The sequence below is a fragment of the Micromonospora chersina genome (assembly GCF_900091475.1).
Lineage (GTDB): Bacteria > Actinomycetota > Actinomycetes > Mycobacteriales > Micromonosporaceae > Micromonospora > Micromonospora chersina.
Window position 1 is genome coordinate 6,534,476 of sequence record NZ_FMIB01000002.1, and the last position, 16,181, is coordinate 6,550,656.

The following is a 16,181-nucleotide window of genomic DNA, read 5'->3' on the forward strand; positions in this document are numbered from 1 at the left end:
GAGCTGGCAGTATCGATAAATGTCGTTCGGCGGTCGTCTCCGTAGGCGATGGACGCCTCAGCTGGCGGCCAACTCGCTCAGCGCCTTCCGGTCGAGCTTGCCGTTGGCGGTGATCGGCAGTTCCGGAATCGGTACGTAGGTCGTAGGCACCATGTAGCTCGGAAGAGCCTGAAGACACCACTGCTGGAGGTCGGGGACGCCGCTGCGGTGGTCGGGTCCGGCGACGTAGTACGCGACGAGGCGGTGCTCATCGGCCAGCCAGGGCACGACCACCACCGCCGCGTGGACGACGGCCGGGTGCCGCGTCAGGCGCTCCTCGATCTCGCCGAGCTCGACCCGGTTCCCGAGCATCTTCACCTGTCTGTCCTCGCGGCCCACGTAGGCCAATTGGCCGTCGGGAAGGCGCCGGACGATGTCGCCCGTGCGGTAGAAGCGGCGCCGTCCGTGAGCGGTGTCGCGCCACACGAACCGCTCCGCGGTGAGCGCCTCCTGCCCGAGATACCCGCGGGCCATCCCCGGGGTCGTGAAGAGAAGCTCGCCCGCGTCACCGTCCGTCGGGTCACCCGCGTCGTCGGTGATCAGCACCTCCACCTCGAAGATGGGACGGCCCATCGTGACGGTCGGTACCGGGCCGGTGATCAGGTTCGCCGTGATGTCCTGCACCGCCTCGGTCGGACCGTAGACGTTGAGGATCGGGATGGAGCCCTGGGCGAACCAGTTGTCGACCAGCGAACGGGTCAGGGCCTCTCCGCCGCTGCGCAACAGGCGCAGCGGCGCGCCCAGCCCGGCGATCGAGCCGTCCCCGGGCTGGGACATGTATTTGATCATCGAGGGCGTCAGCCACAGCACGGTCACGCCCTTGTCGACGATGTAGGCGCGCAGCGCCGATGCTCCGCGGAGCCGGCGCCCGCGCAGCACGACGCGGGCGCCGCTCACCAGCGGTGCGAAGATCTGGCCGACCGACGCGACGAACGACATCGAGGCGAACTGCAGCAGTGCGTCGTCGACAGACAGCTCCAGCAGTCGCGCGGTCTTGGCGGCCAGGTCGCCGAGCGCGCCGTGCTCGATCTCGACGCCTTTGGGGGTTCCGGTGGAACCGGACGTGTAGATGATGTAGGCGCGGTCGGACTCGGTGGGTGCCGACGCCGGATCGGTCGTCGCCGCCTCGACCAGCGCGGCGGAGGCCCAGTCCAGCTCGATTCGGCTGACGTCGACGCTGTCGAGCCGCCGGTCGCCGCCGGGCCCGACCAGCACGCACGCGGCGTCCGCGTCGCGGAGCATGAAGCCCAGTCGCTCCGCGGGATAGTCGGGGTCCAGAGGTAGGCAGGCGCCCCCCGCTTTCAACACCGCGAGCAGCGACACGATCGCATCGATCCCGCGGTCCAGGCACACCCCGACGACGACATCCGGCCCAACGCCGCGGGCCGCCAGCACGTGCGCCACCCGATTGGCGCGCTCGTTGAGCGCCCCGTAGGTGACGGACTCGTCCTCGTAGACGAGGGCGACACGGTCGCGATGGCGGCCAGCCGCGCGCTCGAACTGTTCCTTGACGATCACGGCTAACTCCTTGGTCATGAACGTCTGGTGGCGGCACCCGTCCGCACGCCCGGCTTCGCGGCGGGAGCGTGCCCGCGATCGCCGACCGCGGTGTGCTCGTCGGTGAGCTGGGTCGGGTTCTCCCGATCCTCTGTCGAGTCCGGCGGCGTGGGCCTTCGGCGCTCCGCCCAGGAAACGGTGACGCCGATCAGGGATGCGGCCACGACGAAGACACCGGCGATCACCAGCCATCCCCAGGCGCCGCCCCCGGTTCCGAGGGCGAGCGCGACGAACGCGACCGGGGCGCTGAGGCGCTGCAATCGGTCGCCCAACTCGAACACGCCGATGTACTCGCCGCGACGCTCGGGTGGCGACAGCGCCGAGACGGTTCCCCAGGCGCCTACCGCGTTCGTCATCTCGCCGAGGGTCAACGCGACCGTCCCGGCGACGAGCACCGCGATGGTCGCGATGTCCGCGGTCCAGATGGTCGCGCCGAAGAGCAGGCACGCCAGCGCGGTGAACAGGCCGCCGTGTCGAAGCGCCCGGGCGGCACCGCCGGCGGTCTCCGCGCCGCGGCTGGTTCGCACCTGGAAGACGACGACCAGGACGGCGTTCAGCACGAAGAGCGTTGCCACCATCGGCGTCGGGGCGTCCGTGCGGCTGATGATCCACAGGGGCAGGAGAAGGGACAGGATCGCCTCGTTGGCGTGCAGGGCGCCGGCCAGCCCGCTCACGGAGAGCACCGACGGATCACGCAGCAGGCGGAAGGAGCGCCCGCGCTTCCGGGCGAGGGCGGACTCGGGGGCGGGGGCGTCCAGCCGGGGCAGCCGGGCGACAACGATGATGCACAGGCCGACCACCGCGGCGGTGCCCCACACCATGGTCTGGTACGCGAGGACCGTGTCGAAGGCCATCGCGAGACCGGCCGCCGCGCCGCCGAGAGTGAAGCCGACGTTCAGCGCGGTGCGCTGGTACGCCTGCGCGCGCACGCGCTCGGCCGGCGGGAACGCGGCAAGGCTGTAGACCTGGACCGCCACCCGGCTGAGCGAGTGGACCGCCGCCAGCACCGCGACCACGATCAGGAACCCGGCCAGGCCCCGAACGAACGGGTACGACGCGAAGGCAAGAGCCTCGAGGATTGCACTGGCGATCCACAGAAGCCGGACCCCGGCCCGGTCCATCAGCACACCCAGCGGCACCGAGGCGAGCACCGAGACGGCGGCGCCGACCGATATGCCGAGCCCGACCTCCACCGGTGTCAGACCGACGACTCGGGTGAAGAAGATCGGACTACCGGCGGCGAATATACCGGAACCGCACGAGTAGACAAGAGCCAATGTGGCCAGCGGCCTGGTGACGCCGGGTGGGGGAACGACCTGTCGCACGAGCGTGGCGGAAAGTTTCGATGCCCCCATGCCGCACAGTAAACCGGTTTCCGTCCTGCGGTGCAACGCCCCCTCGCTCCTGGGAGTCGACCCGCAACGCGTTGAGCAGCGCAAATACCAGTTCTAATGATCGCCCAGCTCGGGTGCGTGCACCGTTTGACCGACCACAGTGGATGGACATTCGATGTCTTGACAGCGATGTGGTGGCCCGTCAAGCTTGTGCCGACACGCTCGGCCGGACCTGTCCCGGCGGCCGAGACAGTCGTTCGCGGCGCCAATTTCGGCGACGCCTCTGCGGAATGACGCCGCCTCGCGTCGGCCATCGCGAATTGCGGAGAACGGTCCGCGGAGAAGAGTTCGAGGAAGCCGGGATGGTGTGCGACGGGGGGCCGATCTTTTGATGGAATCGACGCGTTCTGAGCGACCACCCCGGGACAACGTCGAACTCGTGATGCGGCGCATCTGGTGCAACGCACTCGACATCTCCCGGTTGTCCATCGACGACGCCTTCTTCGACGTCGGTGGGACGTCGTTCTCGGCCGTCCTGGTGCTCGATGCGATCCACCGCGAGTTCGGCGTGAAACTGCCCTTCGAGACGCTGTTCAACGACGCGACGGTGGAGGACCTGGCCCGGGTCGTCCGCGGCGGCCACCACGTGAGTCCGCGGTCGCTCATGGACTTCCGGCCGGGAAGCCGGCTGCCGGTCCTGGTCTGCGTCCATCCGTTGAGCGGGAATCTGTCGTGGTATCGGGACCTCGTCGACGCGGTCCCCAAGAGTGTGCCGTGCGTCGGTCTCCAGGCCATGGGACTCGACCCGCGCTGCGAGCCGCACCGGGGGATTCCGGCAATGGCGGAGCACTACGTCGACGAGCTGACGAACAGGTACGACCCGGGCGAGATTGTTCTCGCCGGCTACTCGTTCGGGGGTTTGGTCGCGTTCGAGATGGCGTGTCAGATGGACGGCCGAGGCACGCCGCCCAAGGGCCTGATGATCATCGACGCCCTGGTGCCCGAGCGGCCGGGCGGCCCGGCGCCCCCCACGGCCAACCTGCGAACGCTGGTCGAGGTCGTGCTCTCCCTCGAGATCGACGTCGACGAACTCGTCGACCTGCCGGCCGACGCCCTGTGCGCGACGCTTCTGCACGCCGCGGAACAGGCCGGCACTCTCCCGATGGGTTACGGGTCGGATCAGCTGCAGCGGATCATCGATGTCGTCTATCGGAACTGCGATGCGACGGACACGTTCGTGCCGGCCATCTATCGGCAGCCGGCACACCTGGTGACGATCGCCGGTGCGGAGGGAAGGAGCGCCAACACCGACATCTGGCGATCGCTCTGCCCCGCCGGACTGGACGTCCACGATATCGGAACCAACCATTCGGACGTCATGTTCGGTCGGCACGCCGCCGAAGTGGCCGATGTGATGTGGGAGCTGTGGTGGGAGCCGGATCAGGGCGGACTGCGGTGAACGCCATGCGGATGAGAACAGCCGGAATCATGCCGGCGAATGTAAAAATAATCGGCTGACCCGGTCGGACGATTTCGACGTGGGAACGGGTGTCCAGTGCGGATTGCAGTGCTTGAATCCAGTCGAGACCCGTGATAAATTCAAATCTATGCGTTAGTGAACGAAGGCTGAAACGGGGGATTGGCATTGATTACCGACAATGAAACTGCGACGTCGCCTACGTCGGAGACCGCGCTGTCGCCGGCCCAGGCCGAGGAGCTATGGAATGCGGTCGGCCGGTTGATCGACCGGGACTACGAGACACTCGCCCCGGACGAGATCGCCGACCTCGCGCTCGCCGTGCCGGCCCTCCTTCCGCCCGACGTGCGCCGCCGCATCGTCGACTACCGTCGCAACGCCCCGAACGGCGACGTGCTTCTCCTGCACGGCTTTCTGCCAGAAGGCATCACGCTTCCGCCGACCGTCGAAGCGCCGTTCGCGCCGGTTTCCGGCCCGGCGCAGACGGCCGCGCTGTTGCTGGCCGGCGTGATGAGCCTGTTCGGCGAGCCCTTCACGTACTCCAGCCTCTACAAGGGCCGGCTCGTCCAGAACATGGTTCCGGTGCCCACGATGGAGTTCACCCAGACCAGCCAGAGCAGCCGGGGAATGCTCGACTGGCACGTCGAGGACGGCTTCCGCGACGACCGCTGCGACTACGCGGGGCTGCTCTGCCTGCGGGGCGACCCGTCCGGTGCGTCCCAGTACGCGCAGGCGAAAGATCTCCGGCTGGCGCCCGAGGTGATGGCGACGCTGCGGCAGACCCGCTTCCATGTGAAGCCGGACCCCGCGCACACCCTTCCCGCAGACACGCCGCGCCGCCAGATCGCGGTGCTGACCGGGTCGGAGTCGGCCCCAGAGATCATCTACGACACGCACCACATCGGGCCGATCGACGACGCCGACACCGAGGCGGCGGACGCGCTGCGCGAGCTGCACGCCGGGCTCGACGAGGTCCGCATCTCGCACGTGATGTCGCCGGGCGATCTCCTGATCTTCGACAACAAGCGCGTCGTCCACGCCCGCACGCCCTTCACCGCGAGATTCGACGGCACCGACCGCTGGTTGATGCGGGTCATGGTGTGCGGCTCGGCCGTGACCTTCCGCCGCTGGGGCCGGCGCGTCCCGGACTAGTCGACAGGCATTGCCCGAAGGCACGGTCTCACGCCTGCGGCCGTGAGACCGCCGGCCTGTGCCCGGACACCACTCGCATGGTTCTTACTCGCTGGCAGTTGACGGGTTGCCCGCGCGCGTGCGCGTCGGCGCGACCGCAGGCTTGGACGGAGAGAGCTTTGATCACCGAAACCCCTACTACGAGCAGGCCGGTCACCACCACCGCGGCCGCGGTGAATTCGTGGGACGAGTTCAGCCCGCTCCGCGAGATCATCGTCGGCGACGCCACCGGCTCCCGGATGCCGGCGCAGACCGACCCCTCGGCCTGGCTGAACTGCTACCCCGAGCTGCGACGCTCGGAGCTCGAGGGATTCCAGCACGGCAGTTTTCCGGCGCGAGTCGTCGAGGAGACCAACGAAGACCTGGCCGACCTGGTCACCACACTGCGCGAGCTGGGCGTCGTGGTGCACCACCAGACGGCGGTCGACACCTCCCTGGAATACGGCGGACTCGGCTGGCGCAGCCAGGGCCGCACCTCATACTGTCCCCGTGACCTGACCCTGGTCGTCGGCTCGACAATCATCGAGGTGCCGAGTCCGGTGCGGGCCCGCTACTTCGAGATCTTCGGCCTGCGGGACATCTTTCAGGACTACATGCTGCGAGGCGCGCAATGGATCTCCGCGCCCCGGCCGCAGCTGCGCGACGAGCTGTTCCCGACCGACGAGACGGACTCTCCGGTGCTCGGCGAGGCCGAGCCGGCGTTCGAGGCGGCCAACGTCCTGCGCCTCGGGCGCGACGTCTTCTACCAGGTGTCGCGCAGCGGCAACGAGATCGGCCTGCGGTGGCTGGAGTCGACCCTGCGGATGCTCGGCGACATTCGCGTCCATCCGCTACGGGGGCTCTACCAGGGCACGCACATCGACAGCACGATCTGCTTCCTGCGCCCGGGCCTGGTCCTGCTCAACCCGGAACGCGTCCGACCAGAGACGATCCCCGAGCCGCTGAAAGGCTGGGACGTGATCTGGTGTCCGCCGATCGAAGAGCCGGTGGCGCCGTTGCTGCCGCACACCCTGAGCACGCCGTGGGTGGGGATGAACCTGCTCATGGTCGATCCGGAGACGGCAGTGGTCGACCAGAACCAGACCGCCTTGATCCGCCTCCTGGAAGGCAAGGGCATCACCGTCGTGCCTCGCCGGCTGCGCCATTCGCGGGTGCTGGGCGGCGGATTCCACTGCGTCACGCTCGACACGGTGCGTGACGGCGGGCCTGAGAGCTACCTGGACTGATGGACGTGACTGACGGACAGACGAACCGGCGTGCGCTGCTGAGCCTGGCGGACCTGCGCGCCGACGACATCGTGGCCATGACCGATCTCGCCTACCGGTACGGGCAGGCGCCGCGGGAGTTCGCCGGCCGGTTGAGCGGCGTGAAGGTGGGCCTGGTCTTCACCGCGCCGTCCACCCGGACGCGGACGTCGTTCTGGAGTGCGGCCCGGACCCTCGGGGCCGACGTGCTGCCGATGGGGGCGACCGACCTCCAACTTTCCACCGGCGAGACGTGGGCCGACACCGGCGCGGTCCTCGCCGAGTACCTCGATGTGGTCGTGGTGCGCACCAACGGTCCGCAGCACGAGATGGTCGACCTGGCCCGACAGGTCCCGGCGACGATCAACGCGCTGTCGTACCACGAGCATCCGACCCAGGCCGTCGCCGACCTGTGCGCGATGCGCGACCACTTCGGCGACACCGGGCACCTGCACCTCGCCTATCTGGGCGAGGTGAACAACACCGCCCGCTCGCTGGCACTGCTTGCCGCGACGCTGCCGCACATGAGGCTCGACCTGTACGGGCCAGAGGGGACAGGTTTCACGGTCGACGAACTGGCGGCGCTGAACGCGATCCGCGGCGTCGGCGCGGTGCGCCAGTTCGACACCGTACCGGCCGCACCCGAGCCGGTCGACGTGGTCTACACGACGCGGTGGCAGTCGATGGGCGCGCCCCGGCCGGAAGCCGACTGGCCGTCCCGGTTCGCCCCGTTCGCGGTCACCAAGGATCTGATGAAGCAGTTCAGCGGATCGACCGAGGCGGTGTTCATGCACGACCTGCCGGCCGTTCGTGACCAGGAGGTCGAGTCCGACGTGCTGGATGGCGTCGGCGTGACATCTCTCGTGGCGAACCAGGCGCGCCACAAGGCCTCCGCCGCGGCGGCGGCCCTGCTGTGGTCGACCGGGGAGTCGTCGTGAACGTCTTCGAGCGCCGCGAGTCCGAGGTCCGCAGCTACAGCCGCCGTTGGCCGGCCGTGTTCACCCGGGCCGGGGGCAGCTGGCTCCACACGCCCGACGACACCCCCTACCTGGACTTCTTCGCCGGGGCCGGCACCCTCAACTACGGCCACAACGATCCGGTCCTGAAACGGGCGCTGATCGCCTACCTGGAGAACGACGGCGTCACCCACGCCCTCGACATGTGGACCGATGCCCGGGCCGACCTGTTGGAGACGCTCGAGTCGAGGATCCTCGCCCCGCGCGGGCTCGACTACAAGGTCGTGTTCCCCGGGCCGTCCGGTGCGAACGCGGTGGAGGCAGCGCTCAAACTGGTGCGCAAGGTCACCGGCCGGCAGTGGGTCGTCCATTTCGCGAACGCGTTCCACGGCATGACCCTCGGCGCGCTGTCCGTGAGCGGAAACCCTGCCGTTCGCGGCAGCGCCGGGATACCGCTGGCCTACCGCGCCGAAATTCCCTTCGACGACCGCTGCAGCGATGTCGGGAACCTCAAGGAACGGCTCGCGGCCTCCGACGGCGGGCTCGCCGGGACGGCTGCCGTCATCGTGGAGACCGTGCAGGCGGAGGGCGGGATGAACGTCGCCCGGGCCGAGTGGCTGCGCGAGCTGGCCGCAGTATGCCGGCAGCACGGGATCCTGCTCGTCGTCGACGACATCCAGATGGGCTGCGGGCGTACTGGATCGTTCTTCAGCTTCGAGGAAGCCGGGATCGTGCCGGACGTCGTCTGCGTGTCGAAGGGCATCAGCGGCTACGGACTCCCGATGGCGCTCACGCTGATCCGGCCCGAGCTGGACGTGTGGCGACCAGCCGAGCACAACGGCACATTCCGCGGTTTCAACCCGGCGTTCGTGACCGCCGCCGAGGCGATGCGCACCTACTGGAGCGACGACGCGTTGGCCACGTCCGTCCGGATCAAGGGCGGACGGATCGCCGCCGGCCTCGAGCAGATCGCCGCCGCCTATCCCGAGGCGCGGCTGGCGACCCTGGGTCGCGGTCTGGCCCGCGGCCTGCAGACGCCGTCGGGCGAGACGGCCGACCAGGTGAGCGCCGCGGCGTTCCAGCACGGCCTGCTGGTGGAGACCTGCGGCCGGGACGGCGAGGTGGTGAAGCTGATGCCGCCGCTGACCGTTGCCAGCGGGGACATCGACCTGGCGCTGGAGATCCTCGACGCCTCGGTGAAGTCGGCGCTCGCCGCCGCCGTCCGAGCCTGAGGCGGCGAGGTGTCGCGCGATCGGGTGCTGGTGCTGACCACCGGGGAGAAGGACTGGTGGTGGAGCATGGCCGAGGTACTCCCGACTGTGGAGCGGGTGTGGACCGCGATCGGTCGCTCCGACCGGGCGGAGGTCCGGATGCTCCGCGTGCCCCTGGCGCCGGACGTCGTGGAGGAGGTCCTCGTCTTCGCGCCGACGCGCATCGTGGTCACCGTGGTGACGCCCGGCACCATCGAGGTCGCCACATCGTTGCGGCAGCGGATGGCCGGGCGGCCACCGATGATCCTCTACATGTACGGCGATGCCACCGAGGGCCTCCATGCGTTCGGCGGCTTCGCGGACATCCTGACCGAGCGGGACACGTTCGTGTGCTCGTCGGAGGCTGACGCCGCAGCGACCCGCCGCTGTTTCCCGCGAGCCGACGTTGTCGCGATCCCGTTTCCGCTCGTGGACCAGTTCGTGCTGAACCGTGGACCACAGGGGCCCGTGTCCGTGCGGCTGGCCTACGTCGGCCGCGTCTCGGAGCAGAAGAACCTGCACACCCTGCTGCTCGCGCTGTGGATCGTCCGGGCGGTCTACGGTGAGACCCCGGGCCTGGACGTGTACGGCGCTGTCGACGGACTGGGCAGCCCGAACATGGGCCTGACGTTCCCCGACTACGGCGAATACCTGCGGCGCCTGACCGCGCGGCTTGGTCTCGAAGACACGGTGACGTGGCACGGGTTCATGCCGCGGGACTGGCTCTTCGACCACGTGCACACGGCACCGCACGCCATGGTGTCGCCGAGTCTGCACTCTGACGAGAACTTCGGCTCGTCGGTCCTCGCCTCCCTGGTCAACGGCCAGCAGGTGGTGACGACCGAGTGGGGCGGCCACGTCGCGTACCGGCAATGGTTTCCGGAGCAGTTGACCCTCGTGCCGGTCCACCGGACCACGACGGGTCCGGCGATCGATCCGGTAGCACTGGCCCACGCGATCCGGCTTGCCCTAGGGCGGGCGTCCGCCGTGTCCGTGAGCGATGCGGACCTCGACCGGGCCCGCACCGCGTTCTCTGAACGCATCGTGGTTGCCCGCACGCTCACGCTGCTCGACCGGCCCTGCGGCGACGCCGTGCCGCTGGCGAAGTCGCCGGAGCAACGACATCTCGATCGCCAGCGGGCCCGGTTCGGCGGCGGCCGGAAGATCTTCGAGGATTACGCCGACCCCGTCGCGCGCCTGTTCTTCGAGGCGTACGGCATGCGGGCCGCCCTGACCTTCGACGCGGGCGAATCGTATGTACTGCCGCCGTGGGTGGAACTCGTCGACGGCGTTCTGCGCGTCGACGACCCGCACCGCGGGTCGACGAGCTATCCGGTCGAAACGGAAGCCGCGGAACCAGTGATCCTTACGGCGTGCCCGTCGATGGACACAATGCGCCTGCCCCTCACGCTCGCCGAGGCCCTCGTCACCAGCGGATACGCCTTCGTGCTGCCCCGGGTCACCGGGCCGGCCACGCGAGACGTGGAGGACGATGGCCGGCGCGTCGGATTAGCGCAGCTTGATCCGGGACGGCACGCGCCGGATCCGCGGCGCGGCGATCGCAGTATCCGCGCATGACTCACGGTCGTTCGTCCGAACGCTCTCTGGTCTGATGTTTCGCGCTGTCGTGGGTGGACACGAAGACGGCCTTCGGTGATCATGTCGTCTCGCCGAAGAAGAGCATGACCCGCAATCGACGGCCGTGATGAGCGGGTTCCGGGCCTCCGGGTTGGTTGGGTGTGGCTCAGGTCGTTTGCCCGGGCGATGCGCCTGGTGACGGAGGCCCGACCGGCGGGGGGTGACAGCGCCGGAGCCAGTCAGACCGATGACGGATTCGACGCCGAGGATGCAATATCCTGCACGCGTCGGCGGTGAAGATCATGACCTGAGCCGGACCGGAGGATGAGGAGAAGCGCCGTGTCCAAGCGAGTTGCCGTGGTCACCGGGGCCAACCGGGGCATCGGCAAGGAGGTCGCCCGCCAACTCTCCGCCCGTGGCGACACCGTCCTGCTCACCGCCCGGGACACGAACAAGGCCGCCGCGGCCGCCGACGAACTGGCCGCCATGGGCGGCACAGTCGTCCCGTACCCGCTGGACGTGACCGATCCCGCCGCCGCGACCGCTCTCGCCGCCGTCATCGGCGACCGGTACGGACGGCTCGACGTGCTGGTCAACAACGCCGCCATCTCGTACGACACCTGGGCGGAGGCGAGTGGTGCCGATCTCGACGCGGTCCGCGTCGCACTGGAGACCAACCTGTTCGGCGCCTGGTCGCTGACCCAGGCGCTGCTCCCACTGCTGCGCGCCGGCGGCCACGGGCGCATCGTCAACGTCTCGAGCGAGGCCGGCTCCCTGACCGGCATGGGCGGCGGCACCCCTGCGTACAAGGTGTCCAAGGTCGGGCTGAACGCACTCACCCGGATGCTCGCGGCCGAACTGCGCCGCGACGGCATCCTGGTGAACGCCATCTGTCCCGGCTGGGTTGCCACCGACATGGGCGGCCCGGGCGGCCGCCCGGTGGCCGACGGTGCGGCCGGCATCGTGTGGGCCGCCACCCTGCCTGACGACGGACCGACCGGCGGCTTCTACCGGGATCAGCGACCACTGCCCTGGTAGACCCTCGTGCCGGCCCGGGGCCTCGGGACAGGAACCGGGCGACGAATTGAGCCACCGCCTGGCGTCAATGGCCCGTCAGCTGCACTTGCACCACTTGAGTGAGCCGCTCGTCTCCAGCGTGCAGGCCCCCGTACACGTGTCCTGGTCGCAGCGGAGGCCACCGCAGCCTCCACTTTCGAGAGGACATCTGCCGGTGGCTGCCGCGGATACCCCGGTCACCCCGGACACTCCGGTTGCCTATTCTTCGGTGGACAGGAAGTGCGGGGCGACGCCGCGCTGCGCGAGCTCAGCGAAGGCGATCACCTCGATAAGCCGTCCGTCCGGGCCGAAGCTCTCGGCGATCGCTCCGTCCGTACGCACGAGGCCGTCGGCCGTCAACTCGAAGCGCTCGTAGTGGTCTGCCGACGCGGTGTCGTCGAACGCCACCTTCAGCAGCGTCTTGCCGCCGTCGACGTCGCTCCGGGCGACCGCCCCGAGACTGACGCGCTCGATGACCACCCCGTCTGTCTCCAGGCGTTCGTCGCTCGTAAGTTCATGCCGGCGGTAGGCGTCCGTCCACTCGTCACCGAAACGCACGCGCACGGCGCGGTCCCCGCCCGGGCCCGCTCCCCTGGAGAGATCGCCATTGGTAAACACTGTCGTGGTAGCCATTGATGAGTCCCGCGAGTGCCGGGCGGGCGGCCGGGTGGCCGCCCGCCCGGACGGGGCAGGTCAGCAGTGGGGGAGGCGGAAGCTGGCGATGCGGGTCTGCCAGCCGTTGCCGGTGGGTGCCTGGGCTGCGCCGGCCTGGGTGTAGTACTCGTTGACGTACCAGAAGGTGCAGTCGTCGACGGGGTCGATGTTTATGGAGCTGTAGTCGCCCCAGCGGGAGTTGAGGCTGGTCTGGGCGGCGGTGCCGTTCACGATGGTTCCCTCGCCGAGGGTGAACTGGCCGCGCCGGTCGCCGGCCAGGCGGCCGGTGTAGCGGATGCCGGGGTAGACGTCGGTGCCGTTGACAACGCTGTAGCCGGCTCCGATGTTGCCCTTGCGGTCCTGGGCGACGCTGCCCATCCAGCGGTTGACGGTGTCGTTGGGGGCGAAGGTGCCTTCCTGGTGGATGGTGTACCTGCCGCGCTTGTCGCGGCGCAGTTCCCACCAGCGCATGCCGGCTTGGCCGGGCAGCGCCTCCACGGACTGGTTGGTGACCATGGACTCGTACGAGCCGAACGTGCGGTAGGCGAGCCGCCAGGTGGGCCGCTGCCGGTAGGAGAGCACGTCGAGGTACTGGTCGCGGTTGGTGATGCCGGGCTGGGGCAGGCAGTCACGAGCGGTCGGCTGGCAGGGGAACACCGAATCGAACTCGGCAGTGGGAAGTTGGGTCTTGAGGCCGATGGAGGCGCTCGGAGCGGCATTCCAGATGACGTTGAACTCCCAGACGTTGACGGCGTCGAAGGCCGCGCCGTAGCCGGCGCCGTCGTCCTGGGTGCCGACGATCGGCGCGGGGGAACCGGCCGGCGGTGCCTTCGGTCCGTCGACGTCGGCGGGGAGCAGACCGTCGCCGATGAGGTTGAGCGGAACCTTGCCCTCCTGGAGCAGGAAGCTCACCGCCCGGGCGTTCGGGTCGCCGGCGATCATCCGGCTGCGCTCGAGTCCGTAGACGCCGATGCCGTAGACGGAGGCGTCGACGGTGCCGAACTCACGGGTCGTGATCAGGTAGGAATCGCCCCAGACCCCGTACTTCGGATAGTCGGGGAAGTTGTAGCCGGTGCTGAAGGCGTAGCGGTAGTAGGAGCCGGTCGGGTCGCCGGTGGTGGAGATGGCGACGCAGTTGTAGAACAGGTTGGCCGGCTCGTCCGGGTAGTCCGAGCCGCGGGTGGTGAACTGGGTGAGGATCCACCGGTCGGCCCGCTGGTCGTAGAGGACGACCGGATCGCCGGAGTTCTCGGCGCACTCGTCAACCGCGAAGCCCGCCCACAGGTCCCCCAACGCCAGGGGGCCGAGCAGCAGGCGACCGTTCTTGGCGTAGACGCCGAAGACGAGGTTGACCATCTCGACGTAGTGGTTCGGCCCGACGTCACCGACCGGATCGGGCGGGTTGACCCGGCCGCCGAGGACGGTGAAGTTGTCCTGGTTGCTCAGGCCTTCGAAGTTCGCGGTGGTGGCGCCGATCGTCCTTGGCGGCTTCCTGGCCTGGACCGCCTTGTCGGGGGAGTGGCCGCGGTCGCTCAGCCGCGGGCCGCGCTCCTCGGGCAACAGCGGCGGTGTCGGCGCCGGCGAGCGCCGGGCGGTGCGCGCGACGTCGCGCAGGGGCGCGGTCACGTCGAAGGCGGCCGGCTTGCTGAAGGTCGCCTTGCCGGTCGCGGGCGCCGGGTCCGGTTGTGCCTGGGCGGTGTGAGCGGGCGTGAGCAGGCTGGCCAGGAGTACGCCGACTCCCAGGCCCGCCAGACGTCGGATGCGTCGTCGTTGACTTCCGTCGATCACGTGGTCCTCCCATCGATCCACAACGGTAGATCCCTTGGGAAACCCTATGGGGCGGTCACCGCCAAACCGCAGGGTGAATCGCGTCTGCAGCTTGGTGCGGGAAGTGACAATCCGGCTGATGACCGGGTGGCGCAGGTCGCGAGGGGCCGGGGTGCCGCTCGACGACGCGGCTTCACGCCCGTCGCAGGTAGGTGAGCACGGCGGAGACGCGGCGGTCGCGGTCGGGGTCGAGGGGCAGCTTGGCGAAGATGCTGCCGATGTGCTTGCGGACGGCGGCCTCGCTGACGAACAGCCGGGCGGCGATGGAGTTGTTGGTGTGGCCCTCGGCCATGAGGGCCAGCACCTCACGTTCCCGGTCGGTCAGGGTGGCGAGCGGTCCGTCGTCGCGCCGGCGGGCCAGCAGATGGCGGACCACGTCGGGATCGATCACGGTGCCGCCCTCGGCGACCCGCGCGACGCTTTCGAGGAACTCCCGGACGTGCCCGACGCGGTCCTTGAGGAGGTAGCCGATCCCGCCGCCACCCGTGGCGTCGAGGAGTTGCGCGACGTAGGCGTCGGCGATGTACGCGGACAGCAGCAGGATGCCCAGGCGCGGATGGCCGTCGCGGATCTCCACCGCGGCGCGCAGGCCCTCGTCGGTGTGGGTGGGCGGCATGCGGATGTCGGTGATGACGACGTCGGGCGCGGTCCCGTCGACGTAGGCGCGCAGCGCGGGCGCGTCGCCGACCGCGGCGATGACGTGGTGGCCCGCCCGCTCCAGGATTCCGACGAGGCCCTCCCGCAGCAGCGCGGCGTCCTCGGCGAGCACGATCCTCAGGCCGGTTGGCTTGTCGGGCACTGCATCCTCACCTCCGTCGGACCTCCGGCAGGGCTGGCCACCGTCACCTGGCCGTCGAGCGCGGCGAGCCGGGCCGCCAGCCCGGCCAACCCCGTGCCCCGGGCCGGGTCCGCGCCGCCGACGCCGTCATCGACGACGGTGACGATGAGATCGCCGCGGTGGATCCAGCCGTGCACCGTCGCCGAGCGGGCCCCGGCGTGGCGGGCGATGTTCGTCAGCGCCTCGCTGACGAAGAAGTAGGCGGCGGTCTCGACGGGTCCGGGCAGTCGCGGGACCTGAAGATCGACCGCGACGGGCACGGGGGAGGCGTCGGCGATCTCGTGGACCGCCGGCGCGAGGCCGTGGTCGCTCAGCACCTGGGGATGGATGCCCCGGATCGTTGCCCGCAGCTCGCCCAGTGCCGCCTCGGCCTGCCGCTGGGCCTCGCGCAGCAGCACCAGGCTGCGGCCGTCGGAGACCTCCAGTTCGGCGCTGCCCAGGGTCATGGCGAGCGCGACGAGACGCTGCTGCACGCCGTCGTGCAGATCGCGCTCGATCCGACGGCGTTCGACCTCGAACGCGTCGACAAGTCCCCGGCGGGAGCGGCGCAGGTCGGCCACGGCGGCGGTCAGTTGCGCGTCGGGCGCGGCGAGCAGCGTCCGCACCAGCGCCGCCTGGCCGCACGCGAGCCAGGTCATGACGTACGCCAGGGCGACGAGAACCACGACGCCGGCCGGAACGGCGAACCAGGCTTCGGCCCGTGTCTCGATGCGCCATCCGGTCACCTCGACCGGCTCGTACCCGACCAGCCACGGCGCGAGCAGGAGCACCGCCGGTACCGGCACCAGGAGCAGCGCGACGGCATCGACCACCCACAGCACGGTGGCGAGCAGCACCGCGTGACCGATCTCGGGCCAGCGGCCGGCGGACCCACCCACGGGAACGGGGAGCACGAGCCGCAGCCGAAACCGCTCCATGCTCGCGACGGCCCCGGCGAGTCTCGGCACGCCGGCCAGGATGACGAGGCCCACCAGGATCACCACGGTCAGCAGCCCGAGGCCCACGAGGGTGACGAGTCCGACAAGGACGGCGATCCCGAGTGGCACGGTCGAGGCCAGGTAGCCGAGCGACCACCACGGCCACGGTGAGACGAGGAACCGGTCCGGGCGCGCGCGGACGGCACTCCAGGCGTCCGGGTACGAGCTCACGCCTGGACCCTACGGGCTCCCCGCCCGCTCCG

General features: G+C 69.7%; 13 protein-coding genes. 7 read left to right on the forward strand and 6 right to left on the reverse strand.

Features of this window, described 5'->3' with window-relative positions; translation table 11 throughout:
* Positions 1-57: 57 nt before the first annotated feature.
* Complete coding sequence (locus GA0070603_RS30395; protein ID WP_167544614.1) at positions 58-1,557, reverse strand: amino acid adenylation domain-containing protein; 1,500 nt, start codon at positions 1,555-1,557, stop codon at positions 58-60.
* Positions 1,558-1,571: 14 nt separating this feature from the next.
* Positions 1,572-2,987 carry an MFS transporter gene (locus tag GA0070603_RS30400; RefSeq protein WP_139131954.1) on the reverse strand — a complete coding sequence of 472 codons (1,416 nt, stop codon included), beginning with the start codon at positions 2,985-2,987 and terminating at the stop codon, positions 1,572-1,574.
* Positions 2,988-3,372: 385 nt separating this feature from the next.
* On the opposite strand from GA0070603_RS30400, the gene GA0070603_RS30405 reads away from it, so the two are divergent.
* The 7 genes from GA0070603_RS30405 to GA0070603_RS30435 all read left to right on the forward strand — a co-directional run bounded on the left by GA0070603_RS30405 (position 3,373) and on the right by GA0070603_RS30435 (position 11,664).
* Positions 3,373-4,389 (forward strand): thioesterase domain-containing protein, encoded by a 1,017-nt coding sequence (locus tag GA0070603_RS30405; RefSeq protein WP_244282769.1) that lies wholly within the window; start codon positions 3,373-3,375, stop codon positions 4,387-4,389.
* A gap of 186 nt (positions 4,390-4,575) precedes the next feature.
* A complete protein-coding gene (locus tag GA0070603_RS30410; protein ID WP_139131956.1) occupies positions 4,576-5,559 on the forward strand; it encodes a TauD/TfdA family dioxygenase in 984 nt (327 codons plus the stop codon).
* Positions 5,560-5,636: 77 nt separating this feature from the next.
* The gene (locus GA0070603_RS30415) at positions 5,637-6,824 is read left to right on the forward strand and encodes a scyllo-inosamine-4-phosphate amidinotransferase (RefSeq protein ID WP_208862971.1); all 1,188 of its coding nucleotides are present in this window, start codon (positions 5,637-5,639) and stop codon (positions 6,822-6,824) included.
* Between the two features lie 5 nt (positions 6,825-6,829).
* Positions 6,830-7,780, forward strand: coding sequence for an ornithine carbamoyltransferase (locus GA0070603_RS30420; protein WP_167544616.1), 951 nt, complete (start codon positions 6,830-6,832; stop codon positions 7,778-7,780).
* Positions 7,777-9,030: a diaminobutyrate--2-oxoglutarate transaminase gene (gene ectB, locus GA0070603_RS30425; RefSeq protein ID WP_091321113.1), complete on the forward strand. Its 1,254-nt coding sequence runs from the start codon at positions 7,777-7,779 to the stop codon at positions 9,028-9,030. Before GA0070603_RS30420 ends, ectB begins: the two co-directional genes overlap by 4 nt.
* A gap of 24 nt (positions 9,031-9,054) precedes the next feature.
* Entirely contained in the window at positions 9,055-10,626 is a 1,572-nt protein-coding gene (locus GA0070603_RS30430; RefSeq protein WP_091321115.1) for a glycosyltransferase, read from the forward strand.
* Between the two features lie 339 nt (positions 10,627-10,965).
* Complete coding sequence (locus tag GA0070603_RS30435; protein WP_244282658.1) at positions 10,966-11,664, forward strand: SDR family oxidoreductase; 699 nt, start codon at positions 10,966-10,968, stop codon at positions 11,662-11,664.
* A gap of 237 nt (positions 11,665-11,901) precedes the next feature.
* Here GA0070603_RS30435 and GA0070603_RS30440 read toward each other — a convergent pair whose 3' ends face one another.
* From GA0070603_RS30440 to GA0070603_RS30455, 4 genes are all read right to left on the reverse strand, one after another.
* Positions 11,902-12,246 carry a hypothetical protein gene (locus GA0070603_RS30440; RefSeq protein ID WP_139131957.1) on the reverse strand — a complete coding sequence of 115 codons (345 nt, stop codon included), beginning with the start codon at positions 12,244-12,246 and terminating at the stop codon, positions 11,902-11,904.
* A gap of 129 nt (positions 12,247-12,375) precedes the next feature.
* Entirely contained in the window at positions 12,376-14,124 is a 1,749-nt protein-coding gene (locus GA0070603_RS30445) for a hypothetical protein (RefSeq protein ID WP_091321122.1), read from the reverse strand.
* Positions 14,125-14,296: 172 nt separating this feature from the next.
* The gene (locus GA0070603_RS30450; RefSeq protein ID WP_091321124.1) at positions 14,297-14,962 is read right to left on the reverse strand and encodes a response regulator transcription factor; all 666 of its coding nucleotides are present in this window, start codon (positions 14,960-14,962) and stop codon (positions 14,297-14,299) included.
* Positions 14,938-16,149 carry a sensor histidine kinase gene (locus GA0070603_RS30455; RefSeq protein ID WP_091321126.1) on the reverse strand — a complete coding sequence of 404 codons (1,212 nt, stop codon included), beginning with the start codon at positions 16,147-16,149 and terminating at the stop codon, positions 14,938-14,940. The genes GA0070603_RS30450 and GA0070603_RS30455 overlap by 25 nt, the downstream gene beginning before the upstream one ends.
* Between the last annotated feature and the right edge of the window lie 32 nt (positions 16,150-16,181).